Below are 22,281 nucleotides of genomic sequence, written 5' to 3'. Positions count from 1 at the left end.
AAACCCCTGCCATTGGACTACTACAGTTTTGAAAAAATAAATCAGCCCTGCTTAATTCTTAATCTTATTCACATAGCCCCATAAACTATAATCGCGACTCAGCCAACCTCGGAAAAATGCCATCTGACTCGGATCTTCTTGCACCCTTTTGTAGCGGTAAATAATTCGTTCGTTAATCATTTGCAGGGCGGTATTTCTATTATTGGCCCCTTTCAGCGCTTCCTTGGTTCGCGAGTCAAAAACTCCCGTTTGCGGCAATCCTAATGCTTGCTGGAGAAAGGTAATAGAGTTATTAATACCGAAATTAACGGCAGTGTCAAACATGACGATCGCCAAAGTCGGCTGCATCGTGCCGGAGAGGCTCGAATCCCAGTAATATTTATAAATTTCTAGGAGCTCTGCTTCCGACATCTGCGTCACATCGAGGGGCGGAAGCCCACGACTGTAGCGGTAGGCGTTGTATTCCGTTTGCAAGACGCCCCGATAAGTTCTGCCGCCCTTATCGGCTGGATGATTGCTGAATCCGCCCTCAAAATAGAGGGTGAAATAAAGAGCAGTTTGAAATAATTTCTGCCGAAAGCTGGCTGTCTGCTGCTGCTGTGCGAAAGTCTTTTGGGCAAAGGGTAAGGGGATTGCTAAGGTTAACAAGAGTATTCCCAGCAGGAGGTTTGGTTTCCACTTGATGTTATGTTGGCGCTGTGTCGCTTGCTTGTCGCTCATAAATTCTCTGTGACGATCGCCCGTAATTCCGTTAAAACTGCTACTCTTCAAAATAATATAGATTCAACCTTTAACTTGATAGCACAGATAGGCCGCCAAATGAAGTCCGATTTTCCCAACCAATCCGAAACACCCCAATTAGAAGATGCTGCATCGCTGACAGTCGTTGCAGAAACCTATTACTCTCAAGGCAATTTAGCAGCAGCCGTCGCTGCTTGCTGCCGAGCTCTGGAATTGCAACCGGATTGGGCGGCGGCTTACGTGACAATGGGCAATGTGCAGCAAGCAAGCGGCCAAATTGAGGAAGCGATGCGGTTTTATTCGGAGGCGATCGCTCTGAATCCCGATTTTGCTGAGGCTTATGCTAATTTGGGCAGTATGCTCTACAAACAAGGGCATTTGGTGGAGGCTATTGTCAATTACGAAAAGGCGATCGAACTTAAACCGAATTTGGCTGCTGCTTACTGGAATTTGGCAGGGGCACTGAAGCAGCAGGGGCAGCAGGATGCAGCGGTAGCATACGAGCAAAAAGCTCTCGAACTCAATCCCCATCTTGCTGAGGTAGATTTTCACTTAAATTTAGGAGATAAATTAGCGCGGCAAGGGAAGCTAGATGAGGCGGTGGCTGCATGGCAGCAGGCGATCGCATTCAAACCCGATTTAGCCGAAGCATACTGTCAAATTGGCCGAGTTTTGCGCCACCAGGGTCAATTTAAAGACGCAATACCCAACCTTCAAAAAGCCCTAGAAATTAAACCCGATTTTATTTCTGCCCACCAACATTTGTGCGGCATCCTCAGAGATACTAGCAATTTAGCTGCCGCGCGGCAAGCCGTGCACCAATACAGCCAAATGTGTGCCGAAACCGATCCAATTATGACCGCGATTTACTTCATCAGCACCTATCAAGTGTCGGGGTTGAATCAAATTGCGGGCGATCGATTTTTAGAGCTAGAGTCATACTTGTACCAAAACTTAGAAACCGCTAGCCCGGTGGAAATTAAATCGCTTTATGCAAATTTGTTATTCAGCACGCCCTATTTGCGAGATGACTTGGCGGCCAACTCAAAACTTTACAGATTAATTTCCCAAAAGTATATCGACCAATGTATTAAACCTAATTTTTCTCAACCCGCAAATTACAGTTTCAAACCGAATATTCCATCCAGCAAGTTAAAAATCGGCTTTTTGTCCAATCACTTTAGCCGCCATTCTGTAGGTTGGTGCAGCGCTGACATCATTCGCGAATTGTCCGACATCACACCCCATGTGTATTTTTACGCTTCCGAAAGAATTGTTCCTGACGATCGCACTCAGCAATTTGAAACTTGGGGCAAACTGACTTTTCCGACAACCTACCCGAACGGACTTGCCAATTCCGCAGAAATAATCGACAAAATTCAGCAAGATGAATTGGACGTTTTAGTTGATTTAGATTCTCTCAGCGTACCAGTTCACGCTGACATTCTCTACCAAAAACCCGCACCAGTTTGTGTTTCTTGGCTGGGATTTGACGCCCCTTACCTATTGCCGGAAAATTACTTTCTTACAGACTGGCACTCGCACCCGGCCGGGCGGGAAAAATATTATGACGAACAGCTAATTAGGATGCCAGATTCCTTTGTAGCGGTGTCCGGTTTTCAGAGATATGGAGTCGATCCAGTTGCATTGAGAAGGTCAAATCGGATCGGTTTGGATCAGATAGTTTACCTGTGCGTCGCACCCGGCAGAAAATTCAATCACGAGTTGGTACAAGCCCAAGTTGCGATTCTCAAACAAGTGCCCAACAGTATTTTAATTCACAAAGCTTTAGGCGATGCTGCGGTGTTTGAGGCTGCATATCACCAAGCTTGCGAAGCTGAGAAAGTGAGCAAGCACCGCATTAAGTTTTTGCCAAGGTTTGCTACTGAGGAAGAACACAGAACTATCTATTTGCTGGCCGATGTTTTGTTAGATTCTTATCCTTACAACGGAGGAACTCACACTTTAGAGGCGTTGTGGTTTAATTTGCCAGTGGTGACTCGCACGGGAGAGCAATTCTTGTCGAGAATGGGTTATTCATTCTTGCAGGCTTTGGGAATTGAAACTGGTGTGGCTTGGTCTTGGTCGGAATATGTGGAAGTTGGTGTAAAATTGGGTAAAGAACGTGAATTGAGAAATGCAATTAAAGCACTGTTGGTGAAATCTAAACTTCCAGCCAATTTGTCCCCGCTGTGGAATCCGAAAAAGTTTGCTGGTGATATGTATGCGGTGTTTGAAAAATTAGGTAAAATAGGATAAATGCTGACTAATGACTAATGACTTCAACACTGCCAACTATTAAGTTTTTAAAACAGCCGACTTCGGAAGCTTGGGTAGAACAGGCGATCGCCCATTTGGATACAATCTTATTAGATCATTCTCACTGCGAACGGAAAGCGGCGGGAGTAGCGTTAAATTTAATGTTTCGCTACCCCGCAAGGGAAAAATTGGTGAGGATGCTAACGGCGATCGCCCGCGAAGAATTAGAGCATTTCGAGCAAGTCAACCAGCGGTTAGAAAAGCGCAGCATTGCTTTAGGCCCTTTGGCTGCACCTCCCTACGCTGCTGGTTTGTCCGCCCAAATTCGCAAGCAGGAACCCGAAAGACTTTTGGATTCTTTGTTGGTTTCTGGTTTAATAGAAGCGCGGAGTCACGAACGGTTGGGGCTGCTGGGCGATCGCTGTCCAGACGCAGAATTAGCTAAATTTTACCGCAGTTTGATGGCTTCGGAAGCGCGTCATTACGGTGTATATTGGATTCTGGCAACAACTTATTTCGATCGGGATATTGTGATGCAGAGGTTGGAGGAATTATCATTAGTAGAGAGCGAGCTGCTGGCAAGTCTTCATCCCGAACCGAGAATTCACAGTTAAAATTTAGGTGCATTTAAAGACGGTAAAATACAAAAAATAACTAATTTTACATTGGCTCAAGTCAAAAAATAAATATACGTTGCAACCACCCATGAAAACCCAACATCTGGATTTTTTCATTCGTTCCTGGGAAACGCGCGATCGCGCTGAGGCGTTCTATTTAATTAGGGATGTTTTAGCAGAATACGGTTTAAAATGCGAACCTCACGGGGCAGATCGAGATGTCTATGATGTAGAACTACATTATCACAATCAAGGCGGCGAATTTTGGGTAGTTGAACGCCAGGATCAAATAGTGGGTACGGCAGCTTATTATCCGATTGAGCGCGGTAAGAATGCTGTGGAAATTCGCAAAATGTATATTTTGCCAGAAGCAAGGGGACAGGGTTTGGGGAAATTTTTACTGCAAGAATTGGAAAGTAAAATTATCGCTCGCGGTTTTGATGAAATCTGGATTGAAACTGCTAGCATTCTCAAAGAAGCTGTGAAAATGTACAAAAGTAGCGGATATTTACCGACAACAGGTGTGGAGACGCCAAGGTGCGATCGGGTTTACGTAAAATATGTCGGTATAAAAAAACTATAATTATTAAAAATTACCCCCTAAGTTTAATTTTTTTTCTGCCAGAGAGGAATCTCAATTAGAAATTCCGAACCTTCTCCTAATACAGAATGGCAAGAAAGCTTGCCACCGTGTTTTTCTACTATAATAGAGTGCGAAATCGCCAATCCTAAGCCCGTGCCTTTGCCAATGGGTTTAGTAGTGAAAAACGGGTCAAACAAGCGCTTTTGCACATCTTGGCTCATCCCGGAGCCGCTGTCAGCTATCCATATGACAACGCTATTATTGTCGGTTACTTGGGTGCGAATCGTAATTGCGAGATTTTTGGCCGTGCGATTGGATTCCTTTATCTCCATTTCCAATGCGTCTAGCGCATTGCTCAACAAATTCATAAATACTTGATTTAACTGACCAGGATAACATTCAACTAAAGGCAAATTACCGTATTCTTTTATCACATTAATTGTCGGGTGATCGGCTTTATGTTTCAGGCGGTTTTGCAAAATCAGCAGCGTGCTGTCAATGCCTTCGTGAATGTCAACTTGTTTCTTTTCGGCTTCGTCAAGCCTTGAAAAAGTCCGCAGGCTCAAAACTATGTCGCGGATGCGATCGGCTCCGACTTTCATCGATGCTAAAATTTTCGGTAAATCTTCAATAAGATAATCAATTTCCAAGTCATCCCTTGCATCTACAATTCTGGCGCTAGGCTGCGGGTATTCTTTCTGGTAAAGTCGCAGCATTTTTAGCAAGTTTTGAGTGTATTCGCTAGTGTAGCTGAGATTGCCATAGATAAAATTAACCGGGTTGTTAATTTCGTGGGCGACACCTGCTACTAACTGTCCCAAACTAGACATTTTTTCACTTTGAATTAATTGAGTTTGGGTACGTTGGAGTTCGCGCAAAGTTTCTTCTAGCTGTTGAGTTTGAGCTTGAGCTAGTCGGGCCGCTTTGCGGGTTTGGGTGTAAAGTTCAGCGTGGTCGATCGCGATCGCAAGTTGAGCGACTACCGCTTGCATTAGTTCGACTTCAGAGTCGTCCCAATTTCGCATGGACAGGGTTTGATAGCAGGTAATCACCCCAATATCGCCGGCAGCAGTATGAATTGGCAGCGACAGCACTGAGTTAAATTTTGAAGCCTGGAAAAGTTCGCGCAATTCTACATCTTCAAAGGTGCTGACATCATCAATTCGCAGAATTTCTCGCCGCAAAATCTGTCGCACAGCGAAACAAGATTTGTCGTCTATAAGATAAGTGCCGAGAATACTGGGCAAATCTGTATTCTTGGCTTCAAAAGTTACTTCCCAAACTGGAGGATTGTTGTTGGGGCGATACCAAGTGAAGATGCACCAATCTAGGTGCATCAGATTGCGAATTTGTTGAACGGCAGTTTCTACAATTGTGTCTAAATCTAAAGAAGTGCGGATTTGGTTGGCAATTTGATTGAGCAGTTGTTCTCGCTGAGCTTGCTGTCTGAGGGCTTGTTCCGATCGCACTAAAGTTTCTTCTGCAAGTTTGCGATCCGTTAAATCTTGGATCACTCCTTGGATAATTTTTTCATTTCCCACCTCGATGACTGTCAGCACCACTTCTGCGGGAAAATCAGTACCGTCTAAACGCCGGTGAACCCAATCAAAACGGTGCTTTCCCCGCTCAAAGGCGATCGCCATCATTTCGTCAGCCAACCTCAAAGAATCTCTGCCGTTGGGCTGCAAAGGAGGCGACAGTTTGCCTGGGTTTTTGGCGTACAACTCTTGCGGGGTAGTGCAGCCAAATAGTTTTAGGGTGGCTGTGTTGGCATCGGTGATGGCATTGTCACCTAACATAAAAACAGGCAAACTGGTTAATTCGTAGAGCGATCGAAACTTGGCTTCCGACTGCTGCAATGCGGCTTCTGTTTGCTTGCGATCGGTAATGTCGGCAACCATTGCCAAAGCGCCCACATAGCGTGCCTGTTTGTCTGCCAATGAATTAGTAGAAACCATCGCCCACAAGTCGCTGCCGTCTCGGCGACGGAACTTAAAATCGAGCTGTTCGCGAATTCCTTCACGGCGGCGTTCGAGACTGACTTGTGCGAGCGCGATGCCTTCTGCATCCATGAAAGCAAATAGCGACTGCCCGATCATTTCCTCTGGAGTGCAGCCGAGCATATCGGCCATTTTTTGGTTGACAAAAGTAGTTTTACCATCCGTATCTATCATCCAAATTCCTTCGTCTGCTGTCTCGACAATGCACCTGTATTTTTCCTCGCTTTCTCTGAGCGCTTCTTCTGCTAATTGGCGAGCAGTAATGTTTTGAGTCATTAGCAATCCGCCGATAATTTCTTGCCGTTCATTTCTTACTGGCAAAGCATAACCGAGGTAAACGCGATCGCTATAAATAATTTCTGTAACAACTGTTTCTCCTGCCAGTGCCGCCCGATAAGTCGGCTCGAGATCAGCACAAACATCTGGCTCGAATACTTCCCAGATTGTCTTGCCTTCCATCAGTTCTTTGGAAAGCCCCACTGCTGATAATTCTGTACCTTCTACCAGGGTGTAGCGCATTTCTGGATCGAACAACATCACCGCACCGTTAGGAAAGTTGCTTGCCATAGTGCGGTAAAGCTCTTCGCTTTTTTGCAGCGCAGCTTCTGCTTGTTTGCGATCGCTAATGTCAACTACAACGGCACCGATGCCGAGAGCCTCGCCATCTTTGTCTAGCAAGGGAAAATAAGAGCCTGTCAGGTGTCGGACAAACCCAGGCTTTCTGGGATTGTCACCACTCATCTCGATATTAATTAAGGGTTGTTTCGTCCTCAAAATTTGTTCGTACAAAGGCTCTACAATAGGAGCGATATTCGGCAATATTTCGCGTACAGTCTTGCCTATGTGTTCTTCAGGACTCAGGCAGTTTATTTCTGCTAGAAATTGATTAATTTGCAGGTAGCGCAATTGCGAGTCCAAAATGCAAAGTCCCGCCGGGGCTTCCTTCAAAAAAGCATCAAATAGTGATTGTCTCTGTGCTAATTCTTGTTCTAAAGCTTTGCAAATACTGAGATCTGTTAAAGAGCCAATCATCCCCACAACGTCTCCCGTGTTGTCTTTCAAGAGCGACAGCATCAGGTGCGAGGAAACATTTTCTCCCGATTTACGGCGTGTTATAACTTCTATTTCATGCTCGCCTTTTTCTTGTAGCGGCTTGATGACTTGCTCTAACAAAAATTCGTGCTGTTCGGGCGGGTAAATTAGAGAAATGTGCTGTCCGATAGCCTCAGCTTTTTCATAGCCGTATAACTTTTGACAGGCTTGATTCCAAATGGTAATCGAGCCGTCCATATCTGTAGAAATTACCGCCTCGTGCACTTGGTCGATAATTTGACTTTGGAGACGTAATTTCTCTTGAGTTTGTTCCAGTTCGGAGATTTTTTCTTCGAGTAGTTGCTGAGTTTTTTCCAGTTCCTCCGTCTGCTTTGTCAGCAATTTTTCCAGATGTGAATTGCCCTGCGGAAGCGCAGATTCTAGGGGAGCGCTATTTTGATCCCGATTATTAAAGATTTCTTCAGCGCTCAGCCAAATCGCGCACTCTCCCCCTGTTTCAATTGCCCGCTCGGAAACTCGCACGGGTACCAGATGCTGGTTTTTGTGTTTGTATGCTGCTTCGCACAGGTGCGTGTGGCTATTTTTTGCTTGACATTCTAGATATTTTTCTGGGCGCGCGCACTGTGTTTGCTGAATTTCCCAGTAGTTGAGGTGGAGAGTTTCTGCAACTGTGCGGCCGATAATACTTGCAAAAGCTGGATTTACGTCGAGAAAAGTCCCGTCCGTCCGGCACAATGCCAGCCCCATCGGGCACAGTTCTAACAATTGGCAACGGGAGCGATTGCGCTTGGCTTTTCCTAACTGGCTTTGCATCTGACCTAGCTGGACTTGGTTTATTTAATTATATCTTTATTATCTTGTTTATTGCTGTGAGTTTTATCCTTGATTAAGGAAGAGAGAAGAAGGAAGAAGGAAGACTTCCTTCTTCCTTCTATTAATCGCGGGCAATACCTTCGGATCGGGCAGCCAACTGCACTGCACCGGCGACTGCAATGGCAACTCTTTCGTCAAAAACAGACGGTATAATGTGTTCTTTGTCAAGCTGAGAAGGACTGACTAAAGAGGCGATCGCATAAGCTGCTTCCAAATACATACTGGGCGTAATCGTGGTTGCTTTGCAGTCCAAAGCACCTCGAAATATCCCCGGAAATGCCAAAACATTGTTAATTTGATTTGGGTAATCGCTGCGTCCGGTTGCTATGATCGCCGCATCTTCCATAATTAATTCTGGCTGAATTTCAGGAATGGGATTTGCCATTGCAAAAACAATGGGATTTTCTGCCATCGAACGCACCATTGACCGGGTGAGAACGCCGGGGGCGCTGACGCCTAAAAATACATCGGCACCGGCGATCGCATCTTCCAAAGTACCGCTCGAAGGCACAGCAAATTCTAGTTTTTCTGGGTTCATATCCGTGCGGTCTTGGGAGAGGACGCCTTTGGAGTCGCACATGATGATGTTTTGGGCACCTGCTTTACGCAGCAAGCGGGCGATCGCGACTCCGGCCGCACCGGCTCCGTTAATCACGATACACACTTCTGCGATGGTTTTTTTGACGATTTTCAAGGCATTAATTAATGCTGCCAAACTAACAATCGCAGTGCCGTGCTGGTCGTCGTGAAAAATGGGAATATCTAAGGTTTCCCGCAATCTTGCTTCGATTTCAAAGCAGCGGGGAGAAGAAATATCTTCGAGGTTAACGCCGCCAAAAACCGGGGCGATATTCTGCACTGTGCGAATAATTTCCTCGGTATCTTGGGTATTCAAACAGATAGGAAAGGCGTCAATACCTGCAAATTCTTTAAATAGCATGGCTTTGCCTTCCATGACTGGCAGTGCGGCTGCAGGGCCGAGGTTTCCCAGTCCCAAAACTGCGCTACCGTCGGTAACAATGGCAACAGTATTTTGTTTGATTGTGAGGTTATAAACTTGTTGCGGGTCAGTGGCGATCGCAGTGCAGATGCGGCCGACTCCGGGAGTGTATGCCATGGCCAAATCCGACTGGCGTTTGAGGGAAATTTTGCTAACTACGCTGATTTTTCCGCCGCGGTGCAAGTTGAAAGTGCGATCGTACACGTCGATCACTCTGATATCTGGCAGTCCTTTCACTGCTTGCACTATTTCTTCATTGTGCTCGATGCTGGAGGCATCGACGTTGATATCGCGAACGGTAGTGGCGCGGGTTTGCTCGATCAAGTCGATTTGGCCGAAGTTGCCACCGACAGATGCGATCGCGCTGGTGACTCTTGCCAGCATTCCCGGCTGGTTCGGCAGAGCAACCCGAATTGTTAAACTAAAGCTGGGATTTGGTGTCAGTTTTACCATGATGCCTTGATTTCAGATTTGAGAATTTCAATCTTAGATTTTATCGCCAATGTTAGGCATAAAATTTAATAATTCAAATTTTCAACTGAAATTTTTAACAAATTCTATGAGCTTGTGGTACGATCGCTCTGTACTGCCAGGGGTGGCGCTGGAAAACAGCTCTTTTTTTCAGTAAAGCTTTGCTTTGTTTCTAGGTGGTGACTCTCCTACAAACAGTCTATTTTCTGTCAATTTCCCAGCGAACCGCGAATATGAAGCGCGGGGGTAGAAACCGGGTTTCTGAGGTAAACCTGCGGAACTCTTATCTATTTTTGAGAATATTTCTGCTTATTCTGAACCTCAGCAGATATTTCGCAAAAATCTATTTTCCAGCGATACCGCCGAATTCCTACTGCTGTCTTTTGAAGCTAGACACCCAGGAGAGTTGATGCGGCTTTTTGGTGGCTTTTATTGGGAATGTAAAAAGTAGATGCACGGCTGTTTGAGCCGGCAGGTAAAAATTTGAGCGACTGACAAGCGGGCCTTTGATATATATTTTGTCTGCTTGTTTAACACTTGCCAAGGATTGCGAGTGCAACCTTGCAAACGATCGAATTACCTACACGCTTTGCCCGATAATTCCAGGGACTGTAACTAACAGACAATCTACCCCGCGCCACCACGAGCACAGCTTGGGCCGAACCGTGTTGAGTTGCTGGTTGCTAACTGTCAATTTTACCGATCGGCCGCAGCATCGGCCCATATAATTGTAAAGAATTTGCAAGCCAGACAATCTGGGGGAACTTTTTCTAAGTCTTGCAGATCTATCGGTTGCTCTGCTTCGCTGCCGGGGGGAACTATGCACAGGGCAACTTGTCCGACTCCAGCCATGAGTTCGGCAACTCGCTCCAAAATACTGTCCATTTTTTCCATTAGTTGCTCTGCTGCATCGAGACTAGGCGCGATGATGAAAAAGGTTTTGACTCCATCGGGACAAGGGGCAAAGCCAAGGGTACACTCTCGTAATAGTGCTTGGGTGGAGAGACTGAAACCGTCGTAGAAGCGAGCGATTACTGCTTGATAAAAGGCGATTGTCAGAGAGCGATCGCCAAAAATTGGTTGAGATAGCATAACTACTTCCTTTCGTAGGATTTTTGGGTGCATTGAAAAAATTTTAACATACCTTAATGTAAGCGATTTAACAAAATGATCTAGCGATCGAGATCATGGACTTGATGTGACATTTTTTAATTTGTGTAGCGATCGCAACTGTGATAAAATGTACTCTGTGCTATCACGGCCAATAATTTTGATCGTATCAGCAGCTCAAAGCTAAGTACAAAATTTCCTACTAGGTGAGGAGAGGGGGATAGGCCCAGAGGGAGAGAACCAGAGGGAAATTACCTAAGTAGTGAGAGTATTATTGCCACAAAGTGCTGAATCTAGAGTTTAAAATAAACATCCAATCAAAATATTAAACATGAACTCGATCGCCCAACAGTTAAAAGCAAAATTTGAAAAAGCATTCACCGCTGCATTCGGCGAAAGTTATGCAGGTGCAGATCCGATGCTAGCCGCCGCCAGCAATCCCAACTTTGGGGACTTTCAATGCAACGCGGCAATGAGTTTGGGGAAAAAGTTAGGAAAGCCGCCGCGGGCGATCGCCTCGACAATCATCGAAAACCTAGATATTAGTGACATCTGCGAAACCCCAGAAATCGCCGGGCCAGGTTTTATCAATTTGAAGCTGAAACCGGCTTATTTGGAAGCGCAAATTAGTGCGATCGCCGGCGACTCGCGTTTGGGGATTGAATTCGCCAAAACGCCTCAGACAATCGCGATCGACTTTTCCAGTCCGAATATAGCCAAAGAAATGCACGTCGGACACTTGCGATCGACAATCATCGGAGATGCGATCGCCCGCACCCTCGAATTTCAAGGCCACGACGTACTCAGAATCAACCACATCGGCGACTGGGGCACCCAATTCGGAATGCTGATCGCATACTTGCGCGAAGTTCACCCCGAAGCCCTCACAACCGCTGACGCCCTAGACTTAGGCGATTTAGTCGCATTTTACCGCCAAGCAAAACAGCGCTTCGACGCAGACGAAACCTTCAAAGAAACCGCCCGCCAAGAAGTAGTAAAACTGCAAGCAGGCGCCGAAGACACCCGCCGCGCTTGGAAATTGCTGTGCGATCAATCGCGCCGCGAATTTCAAGTAATATACGACTTGCTCGATATCAAATTAACGGAACGCGGCGAATCGTTTTACAATCCATTATTGCCCGCTGTAGTCGAAGATTTAACCAATCTAGGTTTGCTAGTAGAAAGTGACGGCGCGAAATGCGTTTTTGTAGAGGGTTTCACCAACAAAGAAGGCGAACCACTGCCACTAATTGTCCAAAAAACCGACGGCGGCTACAACTACGCCACAACAGATTTAGCAGCAGTGCGCTACCGCATCCAAAAAGACAATGCAAAGCGCTTAATTTATGTCACCGATTCGGGACAAGCAAACCATTTTGCCCAAGTATTTGCAGTTGCGAGAAAAGCAGGTTGGATTCCTGAAGATGTCGAAATTGTCCACATTCCCTTCGGTTTGGTATTGGGAGAAGACGGCAAAAAACTCAAAACTCGTTCTGGGGAAACGGTGCGGTTGCAGGATTTGTTAGATGAGGCGATCGTCCGCACGCGCCAAGATTTAGAAGAGAGATTAAAAGTCGAAGAAAGACAAGAAACTGAGGAATTTATTGCTAACGTATCTCGAACAGTTGGTTTGAGTGCCGTTAAGTATGCCGATTTAAGTCAAAATCGCGCCAGCAACTATATTTTTAGTTACGACAAAATGCTCGCATTGCAAGGAAATACCGCTCCATATATGCTGTATGCTTACGTGCGCGTGCAGGGAATTCGCCGCAAAGGTGAGATTAATTTTGATAATTTAGATGCTGGTGCGAAAGTAATTTTGCAATCAGATGCAGAGTTGGTATTGGCAAAGCATTTATTGCAGTTGAATGAAGTTGTGAATGCTGTGGGCGGCGATTTGTTGCCGAATCGGATTTGTCAGTATTTGTTTGAATTGAGTCAAAAATTTAATCAATTTTTTGAGCAATGTCCGGTTTTGAAAGCTGAGGAACCGTTGCGGACTTCGCGGTTAATTTTGTGCGATTTGACGGCGAGGACTTTGAAGTTAGGTTTGGAGTTGTTGGGGATTAAGGTGTTAGAAAGAATGTAAGTTTTTAACTCTTGTGAAACAGGCAAGATTCCCGGCGATGTAGGGGCTGGTTCACTAACAATAATTGCCTGAAACCAACCATCTCGAAAACCCGCCCCGGCCTGATTACTAGAAAAAACGTTCATAATCATCGTGGTTTCCAATCCAAAACCATGTCACGGTATCTCCTTGTAAAATCCCTACTGCTCGATAGCCCCGCGTGATTCTCGCAGACCAGATATTTTCTTCCTGGTTGATGCACTTGAAGTGCAAAGATCGATGAAAGGGATTTTCCAGCCAGAAACGATAAGCTTTTCTAGCTTGCTCTTTTACTCTACTGTCAAGAGAATTGTATTTTTCCCAAAAGGAAGGAAGGGTGGCAGATTTCATAACTCATTGAGTCTCATTTCCTGTGCCTTTCCTTCAGCAATTTCTTGTTTTGCGCGTTGGGCAGCAGCCACAAGTTGCGGTTGCGTTTTCTTGAAAGATTCGTCCCATTGAAGCTCATCTTTTAATTCTGCGATATACTCTTTCAAGTATTCTGCTACTTGCTGCTGTAAAGTTTCTGGCAGAGACTGCATCATCTCGATCGCTGCATCAATGCCTTCCCACAGTTCAGAAAGCGGTACAGTGTCTCCTGTCATTGCTTCCTTCCATCCTTGACGAAAACTTTCTTCGGTTGACTTCAGCGGTTCCTCATCCGCAAGAACAATAACGCGAACTCGGCGATCGGCAAATTTGGCTGATTGGGCGAGAATTTCTTCCCAGGTTCCCTCTAGTTCTAGTAGTTGTGTTGTCATTTTTTTCATGGAATTGTGACTAAGTTTATTTTAGCGTGTGAAGAAGTGCGCTCTAGTACAATGACAGTAGCTTAAGGAATTATGGAGAAGAATTTAGAATTACTTTAATACCTTTTTCCAGTCTCTGAATTTCTTGCCATTGCGAATCAATCCAGGCTCTTTCAGCCTGACGTTGTGCAGGTGTTTCTTGCTGATATCTATCTTGCTTTTCCAGAAATTCATTATAAAATCTCAGGGCTTTAACTAAAGCTCTACTTCCCTGGTATAATCTGTCATAAAAGATTGAATTAATGAAATTATCAATCGCGGTTGAAACCTGCTTTTTAAAATTTACAACCTCTTCCCAAAAAAGATCGCCTAAACGGTGTTTGGATAAATTATCCATAGCTAGAATAAGTACAGACCTCAGTGATTTGGTATTCTCAGGCAAGTAAACAGTCGGCTGCTCAAATTTATTTGCTATCTGGCTAAAAGTGAAATTAATTTGATGATTCCACACATCTTTTGTCTGCTTATCTAAATTTTGGAAATACTGGGTAAGCACTTTTAAGTTAATCGTGCTAAGGTCTTGATCAACCAGATCCAGGCTGCGCTTAATGATTTGATGGATTTCCATACAAACAAGATTCATAACGATGGGAATATCTTTAATAAAATCATCCTTTTCTTTCCAGCCAATTCCTTTTTTGTGTTTTTTTGCTGCATCAATAAACCACTTTTGTTTCACGCGAACATCAAATATTTTATCCCAATAATCTTGAGATTGAGCGCTCGCCGAACTTTGACATTGACGACCTAGTTCATTAATTCTGACATGACAGCCGCTCAGTTCCCCAAGCTGTTGCCATATTTTCTGTTTTGAAGCTTGGACAATCCCAACTTTGCAATTCCAAACGTCTTCAGCGCGATCGATATCGTTTCGGCATTTTTGCACAACTTTTTCAAGTCTGGTGGCTGATTCCCTCAATTCATCAAAGCTTGGCTGGACTGACTTAATCATGGTTGTAGCAGATTCTCTAATCTCTAAGGATTTATGCTCGTCCGCCGCGACGAGAGCCGCATATTGGGCGATGTTCTGAAATGCTTTCATGAATTCGTTCATTTAAGTAATTCCACTGTAGACTGACAGATTTAACCATAATCATATAATATATTATAATGTGTAAGATTAATCGCTAGTCAGGTAAAAAAATATGGTTTTTGTGTTTCCTCCTCACATACAGGCTGGTATCATCTCCGGCACTTATGAAGTCGTGAAGAATAGTGCAGGAGTATTATTTGGAATTGCTAGAGACAGAGCAACAGGTCACTTTGTAGGTGCCGCAATTGGGATGGTTGCCGAGCCGTTGTTAGCTATTCCAGATTTTGTATTAGGTGTAGGGCAAATGGTTCAAACAGATATGGGTTTTAAAGAAACTTACAAAAGACTAGATGTGATTCAGTATGGCTTAAACTCTCTCTCGGCTAATGTGGGCATTCTGTCAGCATCTACTGCCGTCATTGGTGTCGGCGTGGTGGCCATAGCTGCACTGTCAGCCGTTAACCTTCATCAGACCTTGAAAATGAGGGAAGATATTAAGGAATTGAAGCTAACAGTTACACACGGATTTATTAGTATAGAGGCACTGCTGAAAGACCAGAAAGCAGAAGTTATTTCTGAAATTAAACTGTTAGCTGAAAGCATTAATTTTGAGCAACATCGTTTAATCTTAAGTCGAGCTTATCAGAAATTCGATCAAGCACAGAGACTAATTCAAAATGCTTTATTAATGGAAGATAAACATACCAAAAATTCTACCTTAACAAGTGCACAACACATTTTAGCTAATGCTTTAGCTGACTATAATAATCCTGAATTATTCAAAGCCACTTGTGCCGTGGGCTATCTTCGTAGAGTTGAATGTGCTTGGGCAATTGAGCAGACAATTTCATTAACTTATCAATTGCTGAACGAGCCTGCGTCTGTAAGTAATTCCCTTTCCCACCTCCAAGAAAGAATACGCCAAGACATTCTCACCGTGATTGAGCGCTGCACAAAAGATGAAATTGATTTTATATTTCCAGAAATTACACGGATTTATAATCAGGATCTAGTAGTTTTGAACTCTTGGCAAAACCAGGTAGATTGGATGCTAAGTTTATCCGCTGATGAGCGTAAACAATTGGCTAGTTTAAATATGGAAACGACACCAGTTTCAAATACTAATCAAGAAGTTGCTATAGTGGCAGAACCAGAAGAAATTGCGCTCTACGAAAACTTGCAGCAAAAATCCCACTTCAAATCACTACGCGATCAATTGCGATTTTTGATAAAACCTAGCTTGCGTCAACAACATGAATCTTATATCAGTCAGAAAGCAACTACCTCTGGCTATAAAGCTTTAGCCCCCTCAAATTGGCAAGAAGTCAATGATTTAACTGTTGCTAACCTCTACTGGTATTTTCAAGGAATGGAGTGAAATTCAAAATATGTAAGTTGGGTTAAGGTTCTTGTTACTCAACTCTTTATTTCAAATAAGGCGTTTTGTTAACAACCAAGGTATCCAAGATGCCTTTAAACATTGTTACGACTATTTGGCGATCGTTATCTCTAACAAATATATCGTAATTAGGACTTGAGTTAATTTCAATCAACCAATATGCTCCGTTTTTATCTAGCGCTATGTCAAGCCCAGCATAATTAATCGCAATTTCTGCAAAAACAGGTTTAACAAAATCTTCAATCTCAGACATGAGATTGGGGTTAATTATATGTTTGGCTTTTGCACCTTCCCAGTGCAACGGGCTTAAATTGCCCGCAAATTTAGCCTGAGATTTGTCTTTCTCGTACAGCAAAACTAACTTTTCTTTGCAGAATACAGCCCGATATTCGTGGGCAATTTCGATATATTCTTGAGCTAGGGCCACATAGTCATAATCTTTGCTGTTTACGTTAAATATAATTTCTAGGGCTTCTTTAATTTGCTCTCTACTTTCACACAAAAAAACATTGTTGCCACCAGCACCGCGATTTCTTTTGAGAATTACCGGGAAAGCGAATTTTTTGTTTACTTCTAAAACAATTGATTCAATATCTGGGAAACTCAAATACTTTTTATACTTCTCCTCGCAGTGAGGCGAGACAAAACCGAGAGTTCTGGGAGTATTTATTTTGCCGTTTAATAGTTGATAGGTATATTCTTTGTCTTTAACAATCTCTGCTAGTGACGCGCTGTTAAATGGCGTCATGTAATTGACAAAATAATATTCTTCGCCGCCCTGTTTGAGTCTAATCAAGTTTTGGGAAGGATGCAGGATTTCGTAAGGGATATTTAATTCCTCACAAGCTGCCAGCAAGATTTGAATATTGGTTAGCATAAAATGAAATTTTAATTGTAAATTTTAACTTTTAACTTTAGTGTCCACCATTACTCAATATCCCGCCACTCGCGAGCATCCACAAATCTAGACAAATGCCCCACATTTGTTGTAGCAATAACAACCGCTTCTCCACCGCCACGAAGCAGCAAAGCTTGAGCTGCTAAAATCACCTCTCCATCAAGTTCTTTGGGATCTGCTGTCGGCATTCCTGCCTGACGCGATGCCGCCCACAACTCGGCCGCTTTGAGAATTACTGGCGTTGTTATCGGCAAGTATTCCAGCCAGCGAGATTTGCATTCGTTAAGGCGTTTGATACCTGCCAACTTATTTGCCCGCAATAACTCGCGCCGCACTTCATAATCTGCTATTTCAGGTAAAATCATCCTGTAGCCTTTAAATAGCAAAGATTCTACCCAAAGTTGGCACTCTACAGTCACAGGCGGCCCCTTGGGATTTGTTAATATTCCCAGAGGCCCCGAATCCAATAAAACTATCATTTTTGTTGCACAAATAACGGTCGGTTCGACGAAAGCCTGTCTTCGTCTAATACTTTTTGCAAATATTCAAATGTCTCTGTTTGTTCCTCGGCGTCTCCTTCTTCTCGCCACTTTTGCAACCACTCTATTGCTGCTAAATTCCTCTGCATTTGTTCTTCCTTCGTCCTTTGCGGAACTAGGGGCAAGGTATTGCTATTGAAAGGATTTATCCATTGGCTTAACCGCATATCGATCGCTTCCGCAATTACCGCTTTCAATTCTCCAACGGTCAAGTCTGATACTCGTTTGGTTTCGAGAATTATCGCTTGCAGTTCTTCAACTGTCAGGTCTGCTACTCGTTTTGTTTCCATTTTGCAACCTCATTCTTTCAAAGTTATCTGAAAAAGTTGAGATTCGAGAATCTCTCTCAAACCTCAAATTCAATCAAATTCTATCCAAACAACCGCTGCTGCCCGTTTGCCGCATCTTTCCCGGCATAAATCTCGCGCGTTCCCTTGGGAATGTAAATCCAATCGAATTCTTGCAAGCGGTTTGTTAAATTGGAAATGCTCACTCCCAATTCATCTCTCATTTTGTATAAATGCGACCACTTTGTTAAATCGCGTCCCTGTCTTTTTTCCTCCAAAATACACCGAGGCATCAACAAACAGCTTGCAAAATATTGCGCTTGCCATTCGATCGACAAAACCTTATTATCAGCACTCGCACCCCGACAAACAAATGGTTCCTCGACATCAGACGCCGTTTTTCCTTGATTGCCTAAGTTTAATTCCAACTGTTCCACAGTGCCGTCTGCTTCGTCTTGATTGACGTGTAGCACCCAGTGTCCGATTTCGTGGGCGATCGTCGATTCGATGAAGCCCGGCGGTTTTTCGAGAATCTGTTCGTTGATTTCGATTAACCGCTGCTGCGGCAAAATCCTCGCCGCGATCGCACCTTCTTCATCCGGCTCAATGCACTCCCAAACTACCCCCAAATCCAGAAAATCAGCAACCGTTGTCGCATCAAAAGGCCATCTCGGAGCAAAATTTTGCGTTTTCTGCATCTGCATCAAGATGTCATTTGCCAAACGCTCGATCGTTTCTTTGGGATAGAAGCAATACGGTTTAAAAATACTCACTATGAGGGGCCTCTCTTACGCTTCAAAAGATTGTTTGAGCCAATCTGGATTTTCTTGCATCCGGCGGAAAAGAGCCTGCATTTCCTTTGGATTCTGCTTCAGCAGCGCTTCGTACTGCTGCGGCAGTCTCCCGGCCAAGAAAATCAATTCCTCTTCGTTTATGTCGAGATTCCGCGCTAGCGAGCGGATTACCTCCTCTTTTGGCGCATAATCCGCTCGATCGTTCTCCAACTTCGACAAATAAGTAAAATCCACACTTAGCATAGCTGCTAGCTCACGTTGTGAGTAAGCTTTGTCCTTGCGAGCTTGACGGATCAGTCTTCCAAATGTTTGTTCCACGGTTTTTCGCCTCCTGACAAGCATTCTAGCCTGTTTTGATGAAAAGTTCAACAAAACACTTGACGGGAAAATCAACCCGCGCTACCATGAGATTAGTTGACGGTTTAATCAACCCCTTAACCCTGACTGGTAGGGTTAAGGGTGCAAATTAGCCTAGCTCACACGCTACATATAGCGTCGTCAACTTGAGAGGAGTGAGAAGCGCTGGGCGTCAAAACGCTTGTACGCAGCAAATAAGGAGGAGCAGATCGCAAATGCTGAGAACCTGGACAGACACGCATTACAAGCTCGAAGACGATGACTGGCTATACATCGCCACCCACGAAGAACAAAGCTCAGCCTCACTGGTTTGTCCCGGCTACGCGCGGGATGGCGAAGGCTTCAGCATCCACTTCACCCCAGCGCACTTAGAAACGTTAGAGCATTTGCTCGCCGCGCTGCGGATTATCAAAGCTCAACAAGAGGCGATGCTTGAGTATAGCTATCCAGAACCAAAAGCGACAACACATCTCATTCGGTAATCGAAGTTCGGTCACGAGCAATGTACGAGATTTAACGGATTACCAATTCCCCGTAAAGCAGCAATAAATAACTAAGGAAAAACGAACAATGACTACTAAAACACAAGAAAGACCTACATTTTCAGTATTTGGTGCCAAACCCAGCAATGCTTTGCTAGTACCAGAAATCCCGATCGCAGTACGTAACAATTGCCAAAGTGGCCAATGGGCGATCGGCGACACCGACTACGGTTCCAAGTGTTCCATGACAATCCTCAAATTCTCCAAATTCTTCGGTTCCCTCGGTCAAACTTCCCACACATTGTGGGGTCAACTCTGGTTTGTCGCAGAAAGTGGCGAATTGCCGCAAGGAGTTGTCATGGTGACCTACATCAAAAACCGCAGCTTGAACGATTTTAACCGCTTGGTAGCATCAGTTCAATCTCGCGGCGTAGAGCCTGCAACCGGAATTTTTATTCCCGAATTTGTCAAGCATTCCGGTCAGGTGCGATTCGTTGGATAGAAACCAATTCTGTCAAAGAATTGGGGGATTATCCTCTAGTTATAAAACTAGAAACTTAATAACCATGTGGGTGAAGGTCAATACTTAAGTCCCACTCCGCAAGTGCAGCGGTAACAGCAATACCCCCACTGTAGCGACTAGCTATCAATCGGTGAAGCGGGGTGTAATGACGGTAACTGAAAACCTTATTCAGAATCCCGGCTAGCAAGAACTCACGGGTAGCGAAAGCAAAGATGTGTCTGAATCATCGTTAAGTGTAACCAGCCAAATAAGGTTGATAGGCTGGAGCCAAAAGGCAAAGGATAGGGAATTGGCGGTTTTGTCCCCGACCAATAAGCACTTCCCAGAAACCCGGTGAATAGCATCGCCCTAAAAGTTCAACCAATGGTTATTAGGAACGAAGTAACTCTATGTATGTTCTTGGAAAGGTCGATATCCAAGTAGGTGCTAACCACAAACTGCATAGAGTGGGATTGAGTCAGAAGCGAATGCCTTACGGTAATAGTAGGGATATGCTGACAGACTCACGGTGATTTGTACTGTAGAGTTGAAAGTAGCAATGAATATGTCTAAAACGAGTTTAAAGACTACGGCGGAATGGAATCAGATTAACTGGCGAAAGCTAGAACGTCGGATTTTCAAGTTGCAAAAACGAATCTACAGAGCCTCTCAGCGTGGTGATGTGAAAGCAATTCGCAGGCTCCAGAAAACGTTGATGAAGTCTTGGTCAGCAAAAGCATTGGCGGTGCGTAGGGTCACTCAGGATAACCAAGGAAAAAAGACGGCTGGTGTGGATGGCGTTAAATCGCTGACCCCAAAGCAACGTCTTGACTTACTAAACAAATTAAACCTGAGTGCAAAAGTTAGTCCAACCAGGCGAGTTTGGATAGACAAGCCCGGTACGGACGAGAAACGACCTTTAGGCATACCCACCATGAAAGACCGTGCCTTGCAGTCACTTGTCAAACTGGCCTTAGAACCAGAATGGGAAGCACAATTTGAACCTAACTCATACGGGTTCAGACCAGGACGCTCATGCCATGATGCCATCGGAGCAATATACAGTGCAATAAATAAGCAGCCTAAATTTGTTTTGGATGCTGACATTGCCAAATGCTTCGACCGCATCAACCATGAAGCACTGCTAAGAAAATTAAATACATCCCCCACCATCCGCCGACAGATTCGTGCATGGTTAAAAGCGGGAGTAATGGACGGCAAGCAGTTGTTTCCAACATCTGAGGGAACGCCACAGGGCGGAGTTATTTCTCCATTACTGGCAAATATTGCCCTTCACGGGATGGAACATCGAATCAAGGAATTTGCCAAAACCCTCGACATGAAAAATGAACGGGGAAACCAAAAAAGTTGGCAAATGAAGTGTCAAAGCTTAACCTTTATTCGATACGCCGATGACTTCGTGATTCTCCATGAAGACTTAACCGTTGTCCAAAGATGCAGAGAACTAATCTCTGAATGGTTGAAAAGCATGGGATTGGAATTGAAACCAAGCAAGACAAAGATAAGTCACACTTTAATCAAATATCAAGGAAACTTAGGATTTGATTTCTTAGGATTTACAATCCAACAGTTCAAGGTGGGAAAATACGAGTCACAGCAAGGTTTCAAAACAATCATCACCCCAAGCCAGACAAAGTTAAGGGAACATTATCAGAAAATGGCTAGGATTATAGACTCCCATAAAACAGCACCACAAAAGGCGCTCATAACTAGGTTAAATCCAGTTATAAGAGGATGGGCAAACTACTACTCCACTGTAGTAAGTAGAGATGCTTACTCAGAACTAGACCATGAAATATTCCTGAAGCTAAAAGCTTGGGCAAAATACCGCCATCCCAAACAAAATTGGCGAGAAGGAGCCGGGAATTACTGGCATACAGTAGGCAAAAACAACTGGATATTTGCAGCCAAAGAAGAAAAGGATAACTTACTTCGGCTACTAGCACATACAGACACTCCGATAGTGCGTCATGTGAAAGTTAAAGGCAATCTGTCACCTTATGACGGAAATCTAGTTTACTGGAGTACAAGAATGGGAAACAACCCAGAAATGCCTCACAGAGTGGCAACACTACTGAAGAAACAAAAAGGGAAATGTACCTACTGCGGATTGTATTTCAAAGAAGAAGATGTAATGGAGATTGACCACATAATCCCCAAGATTTTAGGGGGAAAGGAAGAATACAAAAATCTCCAATTATTGCATCGACATTGCCACGACACAAAAACAACCAAAGATGGTTCAATTAGAGGTTCCTATGACAAAGGACAAATCACTGAGGAGCCGTGTGAAGGGAAACTTTCAAGCACGGTTCTGTAGCAGAGACGAGAGAAGTGATTCTCTCG

The 22,281-nt window shown here is 44.2% G+C and carries 19 protein-coding genes and 1 pseudogene; 8 read left to right on the top strand and 12 right to left on the bottom strand.

All coding sequences use genetic code 11. The annotated features are described in order from the left end of the window. Positions 1-51: 51 nt before the first annotated feature. Complete coding sequence (locus QUA38_RS04825; protein ID WP_333159688.1) at positions 52-720, bottom strand: glycosyl hydrolase 108 family protein; 669 nt, start codon at positions 718-720, stop codon at positions 52-54. A gap of 99 nt (positions 721-819) precedes the next feature. Between QUA38_RS04825 and QUA38_RS04820 the strand changes: the two genes are divergently transcribed. The 3 genes from QUA38_RS04820 to QUA38_RS04810 all read left to right on the top strand — a co-directional run bounded on the left by QUA38_RS04820 (position 820) and on the right by QUA38_RS04810 (position 4,200). Then, positions 820-3,000 (top strand): tetratricopeptide repeat protein, encoded by a 2,181-nt coding sequence (locus tag QUA38_RS04820; protein WP_333159676.1) that lies wholly within the window; start codon positions 820-822, stop codon positions 2,998-3,000. Positions 3,001-3,017: 17 nt separating this feature from the next. Further along, positions 3,018-3,614, top strand: a complete 597-nt coding sequence (locus QUA38_RS04815) for a tRNA isopentenyl-2-thiomethyl-A-37 hydroxylase MiaE (RefSeq protein ID WP_333159674.1) — start codon at positions 3,018-3,020, stop codon at positions 3,612-3,614. Positions 3,615-3,705: 91 nt separating this feature from the next. Next, on the top strand, positions 3,706-4,200 hold the full coding sequence (locus QUA38_RS04810) for a GNAT family N-acetyltransferase (protein WP_333159672.1): 495 nt from the start codon (positions 3,706-3,708) through the stop codon (positions 4,198-4,200). A 23-nt stretch (positions 4,201-4,223) separates the two neighbouring features. Here the strand turns inward: QUA38_RS04810 and QUA38_RS04805 are convergent, their stop codons facing one another. The 3 genes from QUA38_RS04805 to QUA38_RS04795 form a co-directional block, all read right to left on the bottom strand. Further along, complete coding sequence (locus QUA38_RS04805) at positions 4,224-8,066, bottom strand: PAS domain S-box protein (RefSeq protein ID WP_333159670.1); 3,843 nt, start codon at positions 8,064-8,066, stop codon at positions 4,224-4,226. A 121-nt stretch (positions 8,067-8,187) separates the two neighbouring features. Then, a complete protein-coding gene (locus QUA38_RS04800; protein ID WP_333159668.1) occupies positions 8,188-9,579 on the bottom strand; it encodes a malic enzyme-like NAD(P)-binding protein in 1,392 nt (463 codons plus the stop codon). Between the two features lie 714 nt (positions 9,580-10,293). Beyond that, positions 10,294-10,689 (bottom strand): hypothetical protein, encoded by a 396-nt coding sequence (locus QUA38_RS04795; RefSeq protein ID WP_333159666.1) that lies wholly within the window; start codon positions 10,687-10,689, stop codon positions 10,294-10,296. 349 nt (positions 10,690-11,038) lie between these two features. On the opposite strand from QUA38_RS04795, the gene argS reads away from it, so the two are divergent. Further along, a complete protein-coding gene (argS, locus tag QUA38_RS04790; protein ID WP_333159664.1) occupies positions 11,039-12,796 on the top strand; it encodes an arginine--tRNA ligase in 1,758 nt (585 codons plus the stop codon). Between the two features lie 108 nt (positions 12,797-12,904). Here the strand turns inward: argS and QUA38_RS04785 are convergent, their stop codons facing one another. The 3 genes from QUA38_RS04785 to QUA38_RS04775 all read right to left on the bottom strand — a co-directional run bounded on the left by QUA38_RS04785 (position 12,905) and on the right by QUA38_RS04775 (position 14,677). Continuing rightward, positions 12,905-13,165, bottom strand: coding sequence for a ParE family toxin-like protein (locus tag QUA38_RS04785; protein WP_172190774.1), 261 nt, complete (start codon positions 13,163-13,165; stop codon positions 12,905-12,907). Beyond that, positions 13,162-13,575: a hypothetical protein gene (locus tag QUA38_RS04780; RefSeq protein WP_333159662.1), complete on the bottom strand. Its 414-nt coding sequence runs from the start codon at positions 13,573-13,575 to the stop codon at positions 13,162-13,164. The genes QUA38_RS04785 and QUA38_RS04780 overlap by 4 nt, the downstream gene beginning before the upstream one ends. A 79-nt stretch (positions 13,576-13,654) precedes the next feature. Beyond that, on the bottom strand, positions 13,655-14,677 hold the full coding sequence (locus QUA38_RS04775; RefSeq protein ID WP_333159660.1) for a hypothetical protein: 1,023 nt from the start codon (positions 14,675-14,677) through the stop codon (positions 13,655-13,657). A 91-nt stretch (positions 14,678-14,768) separates the two neighbouring features. Here QUA38_RS04775 and QUA38_RS04770 point away from each other — a divergent pair, with 91 nt between their 5' ends. Then, positions 14,769-16,034, top strand: coding sequence for a hypothetical protein (locus tag QUA38_RS04770; RefSeq protein ID WP_333159658.1), 1,266 nt, complete (start codon positions 14,769-14,771; stop codon positions 16,032-16,034). A 46-nt stretch (positions 16,035-16,080) separates the two neighbouring features. Here QUA38_RS04770 and QUA38_RS04765 read toward each other — a convergent pair whose 3' ends face one another. The 5 genes from QUA38_RS04765 to QUA38_RS04745 all read right to left on the bottom strand — a co-directional run bounded on the left by QUA38_RS04765 (position 16,081) and on the right by QUA38_RS04745 (position 18,891). Beyond that, positions 16,081-16,932 (bottom strand): YheC/YheD family protein, encoded by an 852-nt coding sequence (locus QUA38_RS04765; RefSeq protein ID WP_333159656.1) that lies wholly within the window; start codon positions 16,930-16,932, stop codon positions 16,081-16,083. 50 nt (positions 16,933-16,982) lie between these two features. Then, positions 16,983-17,432, bottom strand: a complete 450-nt coding sequence (locus QUA38_RS04760) for a nucleic acid-binding protein (protein WP_333159654.1) — start codon at positions 17,430-17,432, stop codon at positions 16,983-16,985. Beyond that, a complete protein-coding gene (locus QUA38_RS04755) occupies positions 17,429-17,782 on the bottom strand; it encodes a hypothetical protein (protein WP_333159652.1) in 354 nt (117 codons plus the stop codon). Before QUA38_RS04755 ends, QUA38_RS04760 begins: the two co-directional genes overlap by 4 nt. Before the next feature lie 80 nt (positions 17,783-17,862). Then, positions 17,863-18,552 (bottom strand): ImmA/IrrE family metallo-endopeptidase, encoded by a 690-nt coding sequence (locus QUA38_RS04750; RefSeq protein WP_333159650.1) that lies wholly within the window; start codon positions 18,550-18,552, stop codon positions 17,863-17,865. Between the two features lie 15 nt (positions 18,553-18,567). Further along, a complete protein-coding gene (locus QUA38_RS04745; RefSeq protein WP_333159648.1) occupies positions 18,568-18,891 on the bottom strand; it encodes a helix-turn-helix transcriptional regulator in 324 nt (107 codons plus the stop codon). Positions 18,892-19,145: 254 nt separating this feature from the next. Here QUA38_RS04745 and QUA38_RS04740 point away from each other — a divergent pair, with 254 nt between their 5' ends. The 3 genes and pseudogenes from QUA38_RS04740 (at position 19,146) to ltrA (ending at position 22,255) form a co-directional block, all read left to right on the top strand. Next, on the top strand, positions 19,146-19,412 hold the full coding sequence (locus QUA38_RS04740) for a hypothetical protein (RefSeq protein WP_333159646.1): 267 nt from the start codon (positions 19,146-19,148) through the stop codon (positions 19,410-19,412). Positions 19,413-19,500: 88 nt separating this feature from the next. Beyond that, positions 19,501-19,896, top strand: a pseudogene (locus QUA38_RS04735) (hypothetical protein); the annotation flags it as partial. A 583-nt stretch (positions 19,897-20,479) separates the two neighbouring features. Next, a complete protein-coding gene (gene ltrA, locus QUA38_RS04730; RefSeq protein WP_333159644.1) occupies positions 20,480-22,255 on the top strand; it encodes a group II intron reverse transcriptase/maturase in 1,776 nt (591 codons plus the stop codon). The last annotated feature ends 26 nt before the right edge of the window (positions 22,256-22,281 follow it).

Origin of the sequence: Microcoleus sp. Pol12B4, assembly GCF_036701385.1 — a bacterium.
Taxonomy (GTDB): Bacteria; Cyanobacteriota; Cyanobacteriia; order Cyanobacteriales; family Microcoleaceae; genus Microcoleus.
The sequence above is the reverse complement of the archived record's forward strand: the minus strand, read 5'-3'. Positions and strand labels throughout refer to the sequence as shown.